Annotated in this window: 14 protein-coding genes; 8 read left to right on the plus strand and 6 right to left on the minus strand. The window is 49.2% G+C overall.

Annotated elements, in window-relative coordinates; translation table 11 throughout:
* The first annotated feature begins 135 nt into the window (after nucleotides 1-135).
* The 7 genes from C1714_RS00630 to C1714_RS00660 all read left to right on the plus strand — a co-directional run bounded on the left by C1714_RS00630 (nucleotide 136) and on the right by C1714_RS00660 (nucleotide 5,799).
* Nucleotides 136-351: a DUF1858 domain-containing protein gene (locus C1714_RS00630; RefSeq protein ID WP_102341376.1), complete on the plus strand. Its 216-nt coding sequence runs from the start codon at nucleotides 136-138 to the stop codon at nucleotides 349-351.
* 5 nt (nucleotides 352-356) lie between these two features.
* Nucleotides 357-935, plus strand: a complete 579-nt coding sequence (locus tag C1714_RS00635) for a hypothetical protein (RefSeq protein WP_102341377.1) — start codon at nucleotides 357-359, stop codon at nucleotides 933-935.
* A gap of 12 nt (nucleotides 936-947) precedes the next feature.
* On the plus strand, nucleotides 948-2,516 hold the full coding sequence (gene hcp, locus C1714_RS00640; RefSeq protein ID WP_245304968.1) for a hydroxylamine reductase: 1,569 nt from the start codon (nucleotides 948-950) through the stop codon (nucleotides 2,514-2,516).
* Between the two features lie 12 nt (nucleotides 2,517-2,528).
* Nucleotides 2,529-3,182 carry a cupin domain-containing protein gene (locus C1714_RS00645; protein WP_102341378.1) on the plus strand — a complete coding sequence of 218 codons (654 nt, stop codon included), beginning with the start codon at nucleotides 2,529-2,531 and terminating at the stop codon, nucleotides 3,180-3,182.
* A 33-nt stretch (nucleotides 3,183-3,215) separates the two neighbouring features.
* On the plus strand, nucleotides 3,216-3,425 hold the full coding sequence (locus tag C1714_RS00650) for a ferredoxin (RefSeq protein ID WP_102341379.1): 210 nt from the start codon (nucleotides 3,216-3,218) through the stop codon (nucleotides 3,423-3,425).
* 221 nt (nucleotides 3,426-3,646) lie between these two features.
* Nucleotides 3,647-4,189, plus strand: a complete 543-nt coding sequence (locus C1714_RS00655; protein ID WP_102341306.1) for a hypothetical protein — start codon at nucleotides 3,647-3,649, stop codon at nucleotides 4,187-4,189.
* A 218-nt stretch (nucleotides 4,190-4,407) separates the two neighbouring features.
* A complete protein-coding gene (locus C1714_RS00660; RefSeq protein ID WP_102341307.1) occupies nucleotides 4,408-5,799 on the plus strand; it encodes an ISL3 family transposase in 1,392 nt (463 codons plus the stop codon).
* 236 nt (nucleotides 5,800-6,035) lie between these two features.
* Here C1714_RS00660 and C1714_RS00665 read toward each other — a convergent pair whose 3' ends face one another.
* The 6 genes from C1714_RS00665 to C1714_RS00700 all read right to left on the minus strand — a co-directional run bounded on the left by C1714_RS00665 (nucleotide 6,036) and on the right by C1714_RS00700 (nucleotide 13,709).
* On the minus strand, nucleotides 6,036-6,260 hold the full coding sequence (locus C1714_RS00665; protein ID WP_102341380.1) for a hypothetical protein: 225 nt from the start codon (nucleotides 6,258-6,260) through the stop codon (nucleotides 6,036-6,038).
* A 1,084-nt stretch (nucleotides 6,261-7,344) separates the two neighbouring features.
* Nucleotides 7,345-8,460, minus strand: a complete 1,116-nt coding sequence (locus C1714_RS00675; RefSeq protein WP_102341382.1) for a cation diffusion facilitator family transporter — start codon at nucleotides 8,458-8,460, stop codon at nucleotides 7,345-7,347.
* Nucleotides 8,461-10,089, minus strand: coding sequence for a hypothetical protein (locus tag C1714_RS00680; protein ID WP_102341383.1), 1,629 nt, complete (start codon nucleotides 10,087-10,089; stop codon nucleotides 8,461-8,463). It abuts the gene before it with no gap.
* A gap of 279 nt (nucleotides 10,090-10,368) precedes the next feature.
* On the minus strand, nucleotides 10,369-11,181 hold the full coding sequence (locus C1714_RS00685; RefSeq protein ID WP_135567854.1) for a M15 family metallopeptidase: 813 nt from the start codon (nucleotides 11,179-11,181) through the stop codon (nucleotides 10,369-10,371).
* Nucleotides 11,182-11,223: 42 nt separating this feature from the next.
* Nucleotides 11,224-12,378 (minus strand): iron-containing alcohol dehydrogenase, encoded by a 1,155-nt coding sequence (locus C1714_RS00695; protein WP_102341386.1) that lies wholly within the window; start codon nucleotides 12,376-12,378, stop codon nucleotides 11,224-11,226.
* 71 nt (nucleotides 12,379-12,449) lie between these two features.
* Nucleotides 12,450-13,709, minus strand: a complete 1,260-nt coding sequence (locus C1714_RS00700; RefSeq protein ID WP_102341387.1) for an RNA-guided endonuclease InsQ/TnpB family protein — start codon at nucleotides 13,707-13,709, stop codon at nucleotides 12,450-12,452.
* A gap of 167 nt (nucleotides 13,710-13,876) precedes the next feature.
* Here C1714_RS00700 and C1714_RS00705 point away from each other — a divergent pair, with 167 nt between their 5' ends.
* Entirely contained in the window at nucleotides 13,877-14,482 is a 606-nt protein-coding gene (locus C1714_RS00705; RefSeq protein ID WP_102341388.1) for an HAD family hydrolase, read from the plus strand.
* Nucleotides 14,483-14,486: the final 4 nt, after the last annotated feature.

Consider the following 14,486-nt stretch of genomic DNA (forward strand, 5'->3'; position numbering starts at 1 on the left):
AAACGGTTCCCCATACCCGGTCTTCAACCATTGAAGACCGGGTATTTTTTTATCTCTGCGTTCTGTTGTTTAAACAACGTACTCATCCGCCGGAATATCCGATACTGATCATGCAGTAAGAATAAGGAGAACGCAATGGAAAACAACGTAATTACAGGAAAATCACTGGTAGGCGATCTGGTGAACAACTATCCGGAAACCGCCGAAGTATTCTACGGCATCGGCATGTACTGCCTCGGCTGCCCCGCTTCTCAGGCAGATTCCGTCGAAGATGCCTGCGCCATTCACGGCGTTGATGCGGCCGCGGTTGTTCAGGCGCTGAACGACAAAATCGCCGAAGTCAGAGGGTAATCCGCATGAGCGCAATGTTAGGCCCCATTCATTTCTGGCTCTACGCAAAGATCGGAAACCAGGAACAGCTGACCCGCGAAATCGCCAATGCTGCCGTCGGCAGCGGCTGGATCGATACCGCGGAACCGTATGTAAAAACGCTGCCGCCTCTGGAATCCGTCATTGACGAAGGAAATATCCACGGCTGGCTGCAGGATCAGATCACAGATGCCGAAACCCGTTACGCCGCCCTGGTGTCATTGATTCTTTCCAAACATGAAAAGCGTCTGGAGCAGCTTTGCCAGGCTGCATACAGCTTCGGTCAACAGCATGCCCTGCCGGCAAAATCTCCTGAAGAAGTATACAAGGCCTTCGAAGATTTCTTTGTCAACGGCATGCCGTGCGACCGCGTTAATGCAGTAACAGATACAAGTGCTGACCATCTTTCCTGGGAAATGACGCAGGATATTCATGCGCCTTACTGGAATGGTGACACCGCACCTTACTATGCCATCCGCAAGAGCGTCATGGAAGGCATGCTCAATGGCAGCGGCTATTCGCTCGAATCTCAGGATGATTTCCACTATTCCATTGTCACAAAATAAGGAGGAGTGAATATGGACAGCAAAATGTTTTGTTTTCAGTGTGAACAGACGGCCGGCGGAACCGGCTGTCAGGGATGCGCAGGCGTCTGCGGAAAAAGCTACGAAGTCGCCGGCCTTCAGGATGAGCTGACCGGTGCCCTCATCGGCCTTGCGAAGACGTCAGAAAAGAATGGCAGCCACGAGGCAGGAACCTACCGTCTGCTGATCAAGGGTTTATTCACAACCATCACCAACGTGAACTTCAATGAAGAGACACTGAAGATCCAGATCGATGAAGTTCATGCCGAGAAGGCAAAGATCAGCGCCATCGGCGAGCCTGATTACAACATGAAAGACCTCTGGAATGCGGATGAAGATATCCGTTCCCTGAAATCTCTGATTCTCTTCGGTATCCGCGGCATGGCTGCCTATGCCTATCATGCCGGCGTTCTTGGGTATACCAGTGACGAAGTGAATCAGTTCTTCGTCAAAGCACTGTGTGCCATTGGCGAAAATCACACGATGGATGAGCTGCTTCCGATCGTAATGGAAGTCGGTCAGGTCAACTACAAGTGCATGGAGATGCTTGACCGCGCAAATACCGAGACCTTCGGCAACCCAGAGCCGGCAACCGTCTCTCTGAAGGTGGAAAAGGGACCGTTCATCGTCGTCTCCGGCCATGATCTGTATGATTTGAAGCAGATTCTGGAGCAGACCCAGGGTAAGGGCATCAATGTCTATACCCATGGTGAAATGCTGCCGGCACACGGATATCCTGAGCTTCGGAAGTATCCCAATCTGAAGGGCAACTTCGGTACCGCATGGCAGAACCAGCAGAAAGAATTCGCCAACATTCCGGCGCCGGTTGTATTCACCACCAACTGCCTGATGCCTGTTCGCGCCAGCTACAAGGACCGCGTCTTTACGACGGAAGTCGTTTCGTATCCAGAGCTGGTTCACATCGGCGATGACAAGGACTTTACGCCTGTTATTGAAAAGGCTCTGGAACTTGGCGGATACACAGAAGACACCCAGTTCACCGGCATCAATGGCGGCACCACGGTCATGACCGGATTTGCTCATCATACGGTGCTCGGCGTTGCGGACAAGCTCATCGAAGCTGTCAAGAGCGGTCAGATCAAGCGCTTCCTGCTGGTTGGCGGATGCGATGGTGCGCGCCCGGGCAGAAATTACTACACAAATCTCGTAAAGAATACGCCGTCTGACACAGTGATTCTGACGCTCGCCTGCGGAAAGTACCGCTTCAATGATCTGGATCTTGGTACGGTTGCCGGTCTGCCCCGCATTCTTGATATGGGCCAGTGCAATGATGCGTTCAGCGCCATTCAGGTTGCCCTGGCACTGGCAGATGCCTTCGGCTGCAGCGTCAATGAGCTGCCGCTGTCCATCATCCTTTCCTGGTATGAGCAGAAGGCGGTCTGCGTACTGCTGACGCTGCTGTCGCTCGGTATCCGCAACATCAAGCTGGGGCCGACGCTGCCGGCCTTCATCTCGCCCAATGTTCTGGATTATCTGGTAAAGACTTACAACATTGCGCCGATCGGGACCGTCGATGATGATCTCAAGGCCATCTTCGGATAAACGGAAACATCCATGAAAGAAAAAGTTGGAGAAGTATTTTCGATCGCAGTCGAAAACCCTCCGGTTACGGGCTGCACGATCTCGCGGGAGGTTCAGGGTGGTGACAATGCCATCACCTACTTCTCGCTTGCCGCAAATACAGATATCAGTGCCGAGATTCATCCCTACCATAAGCTGCTGATCGTCGCTAACGGCAGTCTGGAGGTATATGGAACCCCGGAAGTTCAAAAGACGCTGCAGGCCGGTGAGAGTATCCTTACACCTGCCGATCAGCCCATCGGGATCCAAAGCTCTGCAGGAGCTGTTTATACAGAAATCGCAATCAGGAGGAATGACATTATGAATGAAGCAGTAAAAGCCGGCGAAGTATTCCGCCTCGCTGACCTTGTCCCTTATGTGGACGGCAAGATTGTCAATATGGACGTCGTCCATAACGAGAAGATGAAATTTGTCGTCATGGCATTTGACGAAGGAACCGGACTCTCGGAACACGCAGCCCCCGGTGAAGCAATCATCTTTGCCCTCGATGGGGAAGGCGTAATCCGCTATGAAGGTGTAGATCACCCGATCAAGGCAGGGGAAAACTTCCACTTTGCTAAGGGCGGCCTGCACGCCGTAACAGCAGTGAAGAAGTTCAAGATGGCACTGCTGCTGACGCTGGAATAAAACCAGACAGACAATAGAAAAGAGGAGAACAAAATGAAGTACCATGTCAATGAAACATGCATCGGCTGCGGCCTTTGCGCAAGCATCTGCCCCGAAGTATTCTCTCTGAATGATCAGGGTGTCTCAGTCGCAATTGACACTGACGTCCCGGAAGAGGCACTCGACCGTGCCCAGGAAGCGATGAACAGCTGCCCAGTCGGTGCCATTGAAAAAGGGATATTTAAAAATTTGAGGGGATGGTGACCTGCATTTCAAGGTGATGGGGTTGCCATCTTTTATGTATGTCTGTGAAAGTTTAAGACTCTGGGGTTTGCTTTTTTTGTACAGGTATTGTTCGAATTGGATGAAAAAGACTATCCTTCAGGTAAAGGAGGAATGTTGAGCTCCTGGCAATAATAAAAGCTGGCATCCCCAAACCCTTCGCAGTCCAGCACATGCCAGCGACTCCATTATAGACCTGTCTGATGATCATGATTCATTGTCATTTGCACAAGCTCGTGGAGTTTGTTAAGAATCGCCTGATTCATTCCTCAAACGATTCTTCCACACAGGAAATCATTACAAGAGCTGTTCAGGTCTTTTATGATCAGTCGGTTTCCGAACTGATTGTGAATAATGGCTATCTGTATTACGCAAAGTACAGCAGAAGATTTACCATTCTTGATCATACTGTGCCACTGATCATTAAGCGTGTTTACCGGAAAGGCTCGTCTGCAGATGCAGTTCTGCTGTCTTTCATGATCCCCTACAGCAGCCGCACCGCGGACGATTTTACCGCTGTTCTTACTTCATGCGGGGATCGTTCCTTTACCGTTGAAGAAAGCGGTAATTCCTTTGACTATGACGCTGTACGGCTGATCCGCTGGAAGTTCAACCGGTACTGGCAGAGTATTCTCAATACCAGGCGCATTTACCTCAATACGGATATAACCACGAATTGTATTACCCTGCTTGGCAGGCAGTTCCTGCAGAACAGAAAGCTGCGCTGCCAGCTCGTTTTCACATGACCTCTTTTTCTCACAGCAGGAATATCAAAGAAGCCTCTGCGTTCCTATTCTGAGGGCAGAAGGGATGAAAGCCGATCAATACCGAACGAAGGAACGTTTCACCTCATCATTTTGAAGAAAAGCCCTTCGTTCATCATTTTGATTCGGCTTTCCGGAAAGGAATTCATGCATGGTATACGGTATTCAATCGATTCCCTGCAGAATCAGAGGTCATCGGTATGTCTCTTAACACGAATAAAGAGGACATCATGGAGCTCTTCGGCCTGGAAGACAGTGATGTGGAGGACTTCCAGTATCAGAACTTGAATGGAAATGCACAGATCTCAGTCCGGCTCGTTCCGCACTATGAGCCCTGCCCGGAATGCGGCTGTAAAACTCCAAGGATCAAAGATTATTACTGGAAGAAGATTACGCACAGTGTTCTTTCTGATCGTAAATGTACGCTGCTTTACCGGGCCAGACGATATGTCTGTCCGGTATGTCATCGAACCTATGCAGAGAAGAATCCATTCTCCTTTGGCAGTATGAGTATCTCCGCATTCACGGTTCAGAGAGTGCTCACGGATCTGAAGAACTATAACGAGACATTCTCTTCCGTTGCGCGCAGGTATCATCTCTCTCCTGCCACAGCTGCCTATCTGTTTGATGATCACGTCAGTCTTCCCAGGAAACCTCTGCCGGAGATGATCAGCTTTGATGAAGTCTATGCCTTCCGCAACTACAGCGAGAAATTCGTCTGTGTTCTTATGGATTTCCAGAGACAGACGCCCATTGATTTCCTGAACTCCAGACGGGAAGATCGGCTGCTCAGCTACTTTATGAAGATCCCGCTGGAAGAGCGGAAGAAAGTCAAAGCCTGTTCCTTCGATATGTACGATACCTATCGAACGGTCATGAAGAAGTGTTTCCCGAACAGTATCGGTATCGTGGACAGATTCCATCTCTGCCAGGAACTGGGACGCCAGACCGACAGTGTTCGAATCCGTGCCATGAAAGGAACCACAAAAGGTTCCGATGAATACTATCTTCTCAAGAAGTTCAACTGGATTCTCTACAGGCATTCCGACAGCAGCACAAAAGATGGTAAGAAGCTGTTCGATCCAAACGGACAGAGAAGATATAACAATCATTTCAAATTTCCGATTAACTACTATGATCTCCGCGAGAAGCTCCTGAAAATAAGCCCTGAGCTGATGGAGTCATGGAATCTGAAAGAAAAAGTATACGACTACTATGAGACCGCCACGCCCAACGATAGGGAGCAGAAACTGAACGAACTGATTACGGAGTTCAGGAAGTCTCAGGTACCGGAAATGCGTCACTTCGCCAGCACACTGACCAAATGGCGGACCGAAATCATCAATTCTCTTACTACCTACGGCTACATCTACAAGGTCGATTCCAAGACCGGCAAACCCAATGCCTATCATAAGCGGATGACCAATGCGATCATTGAAAACCGAAACTCAATCTGTAAGTGCATCAAGAAGAATGCGAACGGCTATCACAACTGGGACAGATTCCGCAACCGCCTCATGTACGTTCTGGACAAGGATGCGACCTACTCATTGAACCCGATACACTCGAATGTCACAAAAACGGCGAAATAAAAACTTGGCCTCACAGCTGTTCAAACCAGTTGTAAGGTCATGTCTTACTTCAGATGACTCGGGCGCTGAGTTCATGATTATGGGGCGCCAGTTACCCCAGAGATTTATCGCTCCGGTTTGACTCTAACCCCACACATTTCAAAAGCGCCTGAAAAAGCCTGAAGACAAACATCCCCAGGCTGCTTCTCAAAACAGATCCGTTCATCTGACCTTCGCCCGCCCGGCGAGGGTCTTTTTCAATCTGCCGTATCAATGTCACCGGTGATGGAAACTGTGTAATCAGGAAACGCCGCTTCAATTGATTTCTGCAGCTTATCCATCGTCTGTTGATGATCCACATCAAAGCTGATGGTAGCGTCAAAGCGAAGCTGTGTGCCGGCATCGTTCATATAAAAGCCATGGATGTCAAATGCCCCGGATTCTTCTCCCCAGTTCTCAAGCATGTTGCGAACTTTCGGCATTGCCCGACTATTCGGAACTAACAATCGCTTCCCGCGCCGCTCCGCTTGCCAGAATCAAATTGACGCAGTGTAGAAGAAAATCAATAATAAATATAGAAAATACCCAACGCAATTTCTAACAGTTTCAATTTGTTAACCATATTTTGTATTCCTTGCGAAAGGATCCGTCATCTGGTTTTATTAGAGAATACATGTACATGCATTGCGATATAGCTGGATTGAATTCTCAGCTTTCTTAAATATACCTACATTATTTTTATTCTTACCATCAAAAACTCTTAGGCATGGGCGAAAAATAAGTTATGAACCTAACTGTCAGGAAGATAAAGGAGGTGAGGAAGGGAGAGAAGTATCAAACAGAGAAACTTTTCAATAATTGCGAAATGAATTTTTTACCGCCAGTAAATATGAAGGAGACTAATATGGAAACTAACAAGCTGAAAAAGCCTTCTTTAAGATTCATCTGTCAAATAGTAATAATCGTCTGCGGCGGATTAGGACTAATAGGGATGGATTCCCAAAACAAGCTTGATATCTTAATTATTGAGATTCTCGGATCGTTTGTTGGATGCTTACTTCTATATCTATATTTTAAATTGTCAAAGAGTAGTGATATTAAGCAAAAAATCAGGTTAATTTTAGATCAGGAATTCAAATTTTTAATGTTCGTTGTTTCACTATACTTTTGGCCATTTTAGCAGCTTGGTGAATTGATTTCTGATGGGTACCAAATACAGTACAGTTGTTTTTCTGTAATCAGCTATCCTTGCCATACAAGAGGATGGATAACTTTATGGAAGACAACGTAAATTCTTGCGAATGCTGTGACGTATTTGAAGCTGCTGCGCTGAAAGAGCTTCTTCCCTGTCAGGTGGATCATCTTCGTCGGAAATTTGGAAAAGAACCCCTTTTTGCACAGTGTTGGTAGGTTTCAGATTAGAGTAGTTTTATCTGACTCATAAGGACTGTAACAGTTGACATGTAGCTGTTACAGTCTTCTTCTCGTATTTACCGTTATCAGTAAAGAAAAATACACTGCACCGTGGCCTCATGACTTAATCATGTCCTGCTGGTACATCCCTTTTCAGTCTGCCGTATCAATATCACCGGTGATGGAAACTGTGTAATCAGGGAACGCCGCCTCAATTGAATTCTGCAGCTTATCCATCGTCTGTTGATGATCCACATCAAAGCTGATGGTTGCGTCAAAGCGAAGTTGTTTTTTCGCTTCATCCATATAAAAACCATGGATGCCAAGGACGCCGCCCGTCTGCTCAGCGATACGGCGAACCTTCTGCTCCGCTGCTGCGGCCGCATCATCCTGCGTATTGTAGGAATAGACTCCAATGCCTGTCATCAGCACACCTGTCTCTTGATATACAGCCTTCTGAATCTTCCGGTCCAGAATATCCACATCCTTGACCGACATCGTATCCGGAAGCTCCACATGAACAGACCCGATGTAGCGCTGCGGCCCATAATTTGTCAACACCAGATCATATACACCGCGCACACCCGGCTGGTCCGCCACAATCTTCTTCACTTTTTTCGACAGTTCCGGCGCAGGGCGCTCACCAAGAATCGCATTCAGCGTATCTTTCAACAGTTCAACGCCAGACTTTACAATCATTGCCCCGATCACGACGCCAAGCCACGCTTCCAGAGAAATATGCATCACTGCATACAAAATTGCCGCACCAAGAACAGAGGAAGAAAGAACCGCATCCGACAGCGCATCCGCACCCGATGCCTGCAACGACCCGCTGTTAGTTTCAATGCCTTTCTTTTTCACATAGCGGCCAAGTACGATTTTCACAGCCACACCGATCGCCAGAATCACAAGCGACAGCGTCGAATAGGAGGCGGCTTCCGGATGAAGGATCTTCTTCACAGATTCAACCACAGATGAAACACCGGCATAAAGAACCAGTGTACTGACAATCAGCTCACTGAAATACTCAATGCGCCCATAACCCATGGGGTGTTCCTTATCCGGTTTCTTAGCGCCTAGCTTTGTTCCAAGAATCGTAATTACAGAACTCAGTGCATCCGAAAGGTTGTTAACCGCGTCCAGTGTAATCGCAATCGAATTTGCAGCAGCACCAATCACCGCCTTCAAACCCGCCAGGCCAAGATTAACGCCAATTGCCGTCACGCTGGTACGAATAATTACTTTTTCCCGTATATCTTCTTCAGCCATTTATTTCACCTTGGCAATTACTCTCTCATTGCCATCCGCGTACCAGTCTACATCGATCTTGTCGCCAGGAGAAAGGAAAAGGAACGTCGACGCATTTTCCTGCGTCAGCTGCACACGATACACATCGCCGTCTTCCGCTTCCAGATAAACAATCGTATTACCGTCAATGACGGCACTCTTCCAGTCCGCAACCGTGATCGTCGCCGAATCCGTTCTGTCAGCCGCCGCACTATTCGTCCCCAGAAACGAGGCGATCAGCGCATTCAGAGCCGTTTCCGAATTCTTGTCCGCCTTGATCGTATACACCTGCTGGTAGTCGCGGGCATCGACCATTGCATACATCTTGACCAGTCCCGCACTGTCCTTTAAGGAAAGAATGTAGACCGGCCGGTTCTGAATGTTCACCAGCACCGGGAAGGTTGCCGTATAGCCGTAGTTGAGCACTTCGCCCTCCGCCGAAGCCATGACCGAATACTCATCAGCACCCGAAGTCGCAATGAACTGTGCCTCATGGGTCCGCAAATCCACCAGCATGAACCCGATGTTCGAATCATCCGAAACAACCGAAGTCATTCCCGTATAGAGCCAGATATCACCATCCTTTGAAATATAGTTATACCCTTCAGATGTCTGGATAACGCCTTCCTGAGAAAAGATGGAATTGAAGAAACCCTTCTGATAGCGGCCGTAGTCATTCAGTTCTGTTTCTACAAGATCTTCCGGAAACACCCGGTCCACCCAGGAAGGAATATCATCGAGCCCATAGCGCGTACTGGAGCCATCCACCGGATCCACCAGAATCAATCCCGTCACCCGCTTCAAAGACCGGAAGCCGGTATAGGTATATGTCGTACATACATACCATGGTTTCCCCTCATCATCGATTTCAAAGGTCGGATTGCCAAAGAGCACCGTCGGATAGCTGAAGCGAAGATGCCGGTACAGATTCTCATTGAACCATGCGCTTGGCACATAGCGCATCCTCTCCTCAAGGCGCACCAGCTTCGCACTGCCTGTCGTCGTATTGACCAGGATATAACCCGGAATGCCCGCCTTCCGGTTGCGGAAATACTTGATGATGCCATCATACGCAAGCGGCGTCACACGGTAGGTTCCTTCCTGATAGGAAATCTGTGCATACTCCTGGGACACATCGAACTGAGAAACAAGATCGCTCATCTCGCCCATCACCTTATCGCCAAGCTGCTCCGCCGAGTCGCGGTCAATGATCGCCGTCCTGTTGAAGCTGTAGGCAGGAATGGAACTGAACTCGACATCCATCACCTCAATACGCTGCGCATATATGCCCGAACGAAAGAGCGGCGACTCCACCAGCATCAGGATGCCCCAGAAACAGACACACGCAAACACCATGATCTCCACCTTCCGCAAAGGTGTATGATTGCCAATATCCCTTCTTCTTTTCGATTGTTTCGATGCGTGAACAGACACCACGTCAGTCGGGTTCTTTTCCTTTCCAAACAGCAGAATCCCGGCACTTACAACGACCATTGCATAGATCCAGAAGCCGAGGCTGTGAAAATTCACCGCCGGATAATAGGCATAGAAAAGCAGGACAGCCCCAATCACAAGAAGACAGATGCGAGTTACTTTCTGCTTGATTGTCATGATATTTTCCCCGTTCCAATCGATATTAAAATTTTAGCATAGGGGCCGGAAATTCCCGAGGCGCCAGCCGTTTCCTTACATACTCCATACAACCCCTTTACATGAATCGATGTTCTTTTTGCAGATTTTCCCTGTGAAGTTCACATTTCTTTCACATTGACGCCCTAGGATATACGTGTCTTCCAAAAGAAGACAACAATTAATTTCTTTCCCCCTCCAATCAAAGAAATTAAAACATTGCATTGATGAAAAGAACTCCTTCCCCGGGAGTTCTTTTCGTTACTCGTTTGCACCATCACCGGTTTCAGGAACCAGCTGGTAATACTCTTCCATTGTCAGACCGGAAGCCTTGATCTTCTTCGCCTCCTCGACGCCGACATACCGGTAGTGCCACGGACTGTAGACAACGCCGGTAACGGACTGCCTGCCCTGCGGGAAGCGCTCAATCCATCCGTAGTCAGCCGCATGTTCACTGAGCCAGCGATAGGAAGAATAATCCTTGAAACAGGTCTGCAGCTCACATGCACCGTTGTAGTTGCCAATATCCGCCGCCAGTCCCAGCTGATGTTCCGAGGCACCGGGAATATCATCAATCTTGTTCACATAGCCCGAACCGTTGGCGTTGAGATACGTATGGTACAGAGAACGCTGCTCCTTATAGCTGCGATAGCCGTCAACCAGCTTCAGATACACATCATCCGCCTGAGCGGCCGCAAACATCTGTTCCAGTGACGCAGCCGCCTCATCGCGCAGCTGAACATCCTTTGCCTTATATACGTCGACTGACCTCAGATCTGCAGGCACATAGTCTTCCGACAACGTATGGTCACGGTTCACGATCCGTGTCAGGGAATCATCCGATGTAACATCCACGACTTCGGGTGTGGCTGTCGGTATCGGGGTTGGCTGGGGCGTAAGCGCAGGTGTCGCCACAGCAGTGGGCGTCGCCGTCGGCGTAGGTGTCGCAGCAGCCACCGGGTGCAGCGAAGGCAGAGAGATACGGCTGCCGAACTGCAGAAATGCCAGCAATCCCAGGATCACAGCCGAAAGGATAATGACCACAATAACTTTCCAGCGATACTTCGTTTCCATGAAATCAGTATAAACGAAAATGGAACGACCGCGTTCAAAGGATTACCACGCCCGACGAAGAATCGTTTCCAGATCCGAAAGCGAAAGATCCATGAACGCAGACGAGTAATCGCGTGTCTCATGAAGCTCCATGGCAATATCAGAAAGACCCTCTTGATTAACGATGCCAAGTTCACGCAATGAAACCGGAAGGCCCGCTTTTTTCCAGAACGACCGCAGCGCATCAATCCCCGCCCTTGCATTCGTCATCGGATCCCGATCTGAAAGAGCGAACACATTCCGCGCAAACTGATCAAAGCGCCTCACCGTCGCATCATTCAACACCTGTTCCATCCAGAATGGCGTAATGACCGCCAGTGACTCACCGTGGTTCACCCCATAGTGGGCCGTCAGCGCATGGGAAATGCTGTGGCAGCTCCAAGTCCCCTTCTTTCCATACGCAGTCAGTGACTTGATCCCGATGTCCGACGCATACAGAAGATCCGCCCGTGCATCATAATCATCCGGCTTTGCCAGTACCTTCTCCAGCGAGGCCATCACCGTCCGCAGCAGCACTTCCGCAATGCCGTCCGCAATCGGCGCATCAAAGCCCGGCTTGAAATAGTCTTCCAGAATATGGCTCATCGTATCGGCCGCTCCAGCCCGCGTTTGTCGCACAGGTACGCTGAATGTATAGGAAGGATCCGCGATACAGGCGATCGGATACAGCAGCGGATGCGAGAATCCTTTCTTCAGAACCAGCTTCGCATTGGAAATGACCGATGTACTGTTGAACTCCGACCCCGTCGCTGCCGCTGTCGGAATGGCGATCAACGGAAGCGCACGCTGAATTTCACCTGCATGCGTCACCATCTCCCAGAGATCACCTTCCCAGTACACCCCGGCCGCAATGGCCTTGGCACAATCAATGACACTGCCCGCGCCAACCGCAACAATCACGTCACTTTCGCTGCTTCTGGCAGCTTCAACGCCACGCGCCACTGTCTCAATCGAAGGATTGCTTTCAATGCCGGAAAATTCCGTCAACACTCCGTGACAATGCCGCAAAACGTCGTCATAGATTCCGTTTCTTCTGATTGAACCGCCTCCATATACCAGAAGAACCCGCTGATACGAAGAAAGAACAGGATCCAGCTGAACGATCTGTCCCCGCCCGAAATAATACGGAACAGGCATCTGCAGCACAAAGTTTTCCATCGTAAAACCTCCTTACCAAGCTTGACACTCCCACAGCTAAAGCACGTGGGATTCTTGAGAAGTCTGACTGCTTACGCAATCCTTATTCTCAAAGGGCTTGCCAACAGCCCTCTACACAGTCCTTCAAAGCTGAGGTTCTGTTTACCTTTCTTTGCAATGTTGCACGCTCCGTTGATGTCTGCGTTAACGAGCGTGTTTTCTTTGGTACTGTACAATCCCCGTTTGATGCGTTTGCCTGAGAATGTACCGGCATACGGATGTTTTGTGTCGTACACCGGAATCGCGTCACCGTCTAAGAACGATGCCTTTGACGTGTAAGATTCTTCCGTTTCGATGTATGCAATGCCATATCGTTCGCACAGCGTTTTCAGATACGTGCGAAGCTGGTTAAACGGGATCTGAACAAACTTCTGATTATTCGCTTTGCCCATATTGACCGACTGTTTCTGGTCAACGCTGTGTCCGACAATGAGCGTGCCGATATCATTGGCAATGCAGTAATCAACGATATGGCGTGCCGCCTTGTGCATGTAGTCTGTCACCTGCCGGTTACGCTTGTCTGTGATGCGGCTCATACGGGCTGTAAAGCCTTTGATGTTCTGATGGTCTTTGATCGATGCGTAGTGTGCAATCTGCCTGTTGTACCACTGGTTGATTGATTTGATCTTACGTCCATCAACGATGAAGGACGTCCCCGTGGTTGTTACACACGACGCAAGATTATCGAGACCGACATCAATGGCTAATACATTGTCCGCATTCAGATTCTGCGGCTCTTCTTCCTGTTCGTAGCAGTACTGAATCTTCAGTGCCTTGCCGTTCAGAACGGGCACGATGCGTACTTCAGCGATGTGCCTGCCTGAAATTCTTTCAGGTACCGGAATGCGTATGGAATCCAGATCCGGATGCTGCTTCGAAAACATACGACTCATCGCAACGATCAGATTGCCGTTTCTGATGTTGATCGCGTTCGCTGACAATACCAGCAGATACTTTCCGCCTTTCGTGCGGTAGTGTGGAATGCGCACTTTCTTGTCGTAGCCGCCGGACTTCTTTTTGCTCAGCAGCGCAAAGAAAGACCGGAAGGCATGGTCGCACGTCCGCAGGATCTGCTGGGAAATGCCGGCCTGCAGCAGCTTGTAATTTTCATTATCTTTGCAAAGATGGTAGTTCTCTTCATACCGCAGATACTTGTTCGTCGCAAAGAAATACTGACGGATCTGATACAGTCCAACGTTGTACAGATTGTTGGCATACGAGCACATCTCAAGGATCGCTTCGTACTGGTCCTTTGGAAGATGCCGAATGTAGTTTGTCTGCGTCAGATACATGACTTCACCTCCTTTCCGCTTAAATTATACGGTAACAGCGGCCTTTCATTCCATGGCTAAAGCTCATGGGTTTTCCCGGCCGTTTTTTATAACAGACTCCCGGCTCAAAACCGTCTGGGCAGCTTTGAAAGGACCATGATGTTGATGCTTTGTGCCATAATGTAGGCATGATCCGAAACATCGTCTTTGATCTTGGCGGCGTATTGATCACCTATAATCCTGAAGCCGCTCTGTTGATGGCAGGTTACAGTAAAGAAGAAGCCGACCGGCTCAATCATGCCGTCTTTCTTGATCCACTGTGGAGAGAACTGGATCGCGGAACGTACCGTTCCATGAAAGAGGCACTTCCCCTCTTCGTAAAGGCGCACCCGCAGGATCAGGCACTGATCCAAAATTTCTTCTCCAAAGACTGGATGAAGATCCTGTTCCAGCCGATTGAGGAAAGTGTCGTATTTATGAAAAAGCTGAAACAGGAAGGCTATCGCATCTACTTCCTAACGAATTACGCTGCCGACACCTATCAGGAAACCTCGAGCCGCCTTCCATTCTTCAGAATGGCCAACGGCACGGTTGTGTCCGCCGACGTAAAGCTGCTCAAGCCCGATCCCCGCATCTATCAGACACTGCTGGAACGGTATCATCTATCCCCGGAAGAAACCGTCTTCTTCGACGACAGCGAGATCAACGTTCAGGCCGCCATCGCCTGCGGTATTCATGCCTGCACATTTCATAGCGTGAGCGACGCGGAAGAATTCCTGAACCAGCTGCAGTAAAAAG

Origin of the sequence: Galactobacillus timonensis (genome assembly GCF_900240265.1) — a bacterium.
Classification (GTDB): domain Bacteria; phylum Bacillota_I; class Bacilli_A; order Erysipelotrichales; family Erysipelotrichaceae; genus Bulleidia; species Bulleidia timonensis.

What these genes read in the sequence shown, in the direction of transcription:
- C1714_RS00675 (WP_102341382.1), bottom strand. Translation starts at nt 8,460, where the DNA reads ATGGCTGAAGAAGATATACGGGAAAAAGTAATTATTCGTACCAGCGTG.
- C1714_RS00665 (WP_102341380.1), bottom strand. Translation starts at nt 6,260, where the DNA reads ATGCCGAAAGTTCGCAACATGCTTGAGAACTGGGGAGAAGAATCCGGG.
- C1714_RS00645 (WP_102341378.1), top strand. Translation starts at nt 2,529, where the DNA reads ATGAAAGAAAAAGTTGGAGAAGTATTTTCGATCGCAGTCGAAAACCCT.
- C1714_RS00660 (WP_102341307.1), top strand. Translation starts at nt 4,408, where the DNA reads ATGTCTCTTAACACGAATAAAGAGGACATCATGGAGCTCTTCGGCCTG.
- C1714_RS00635 (WP_102341377.1), top strand. Translation starts at nt 357, where the DNA reads ATGAGCGCAATGTTAGGCCCCATTCATTTCTGGCTCTACGCAAAGATC.
- C1714_RS00650 (WP_102341379.1), top strand. Translation starts at nt 3,216, where the DNA reads ATGAAGTACCATGTCAATGAAACATGCATCGGCTGCGGCCTTTGCGCA.
- C1714_RS00705 (WP_102341388.1), top strand. Translation starts at nt 13,877, where the DNA reads ATGATCCGAAACATCGTCTTTGATCTTGGCGGCGTATTGATCACCTAT.
- C1714_RS00655 (WP_102341306.1), top strand. Translation starts at nt 3,647, where the DNA reads ATGATCATGATTCATTGTCATTTGCACAAGCTCGTGGAGTTTGTTAAG.
- C1714_RS00700 (WP_102341387.1), bottom strand. Translation starts at nt 13,709, where the DNA reads ATGTATCTGACGCAGACAAACTACATTCGGCATCTTCCAAAGGACCAG.
- C1714_RS00695 (WP_102341386.1), bottom strand. Translation starts at nt 12,378, where the DNA reads ATGGAAAACTTTGTGCTGCAGATGCCTGTTCCGTATTATTTCGGGCGG.
- C1714_RS00630 (WP_102341376.1), top strand. Translation starts at nt 136, where the DNA reads ATGGAAAACAACGTAATTACAGGAAAATCACTGGTAGGCGATCTGGTG.
- C1714_RS00680 (WP_102341383.1), bottom strand. Translation starts at nt 10,089, where the DNA reads ATGACAATCAAGCAGAAAGTAACTCGCATCTGTCTTCTTGTGATTGGG.
- hcp (WP_245304968.1), top strand. Translation starts at nt 948, where the DNA reads ATGGACAGCAAAATGTTTTGTTTTCAGTGTGAACAGACGGCCGGCGGA.
- C1714_RS00685 (WP_135567854.1), bottom strand. Translation starts at nt 11,181, where the DNA reads ATGGAAACGAAGTATCGCTGGAAAGTTATTGTGGTCATTATCCTTTCG.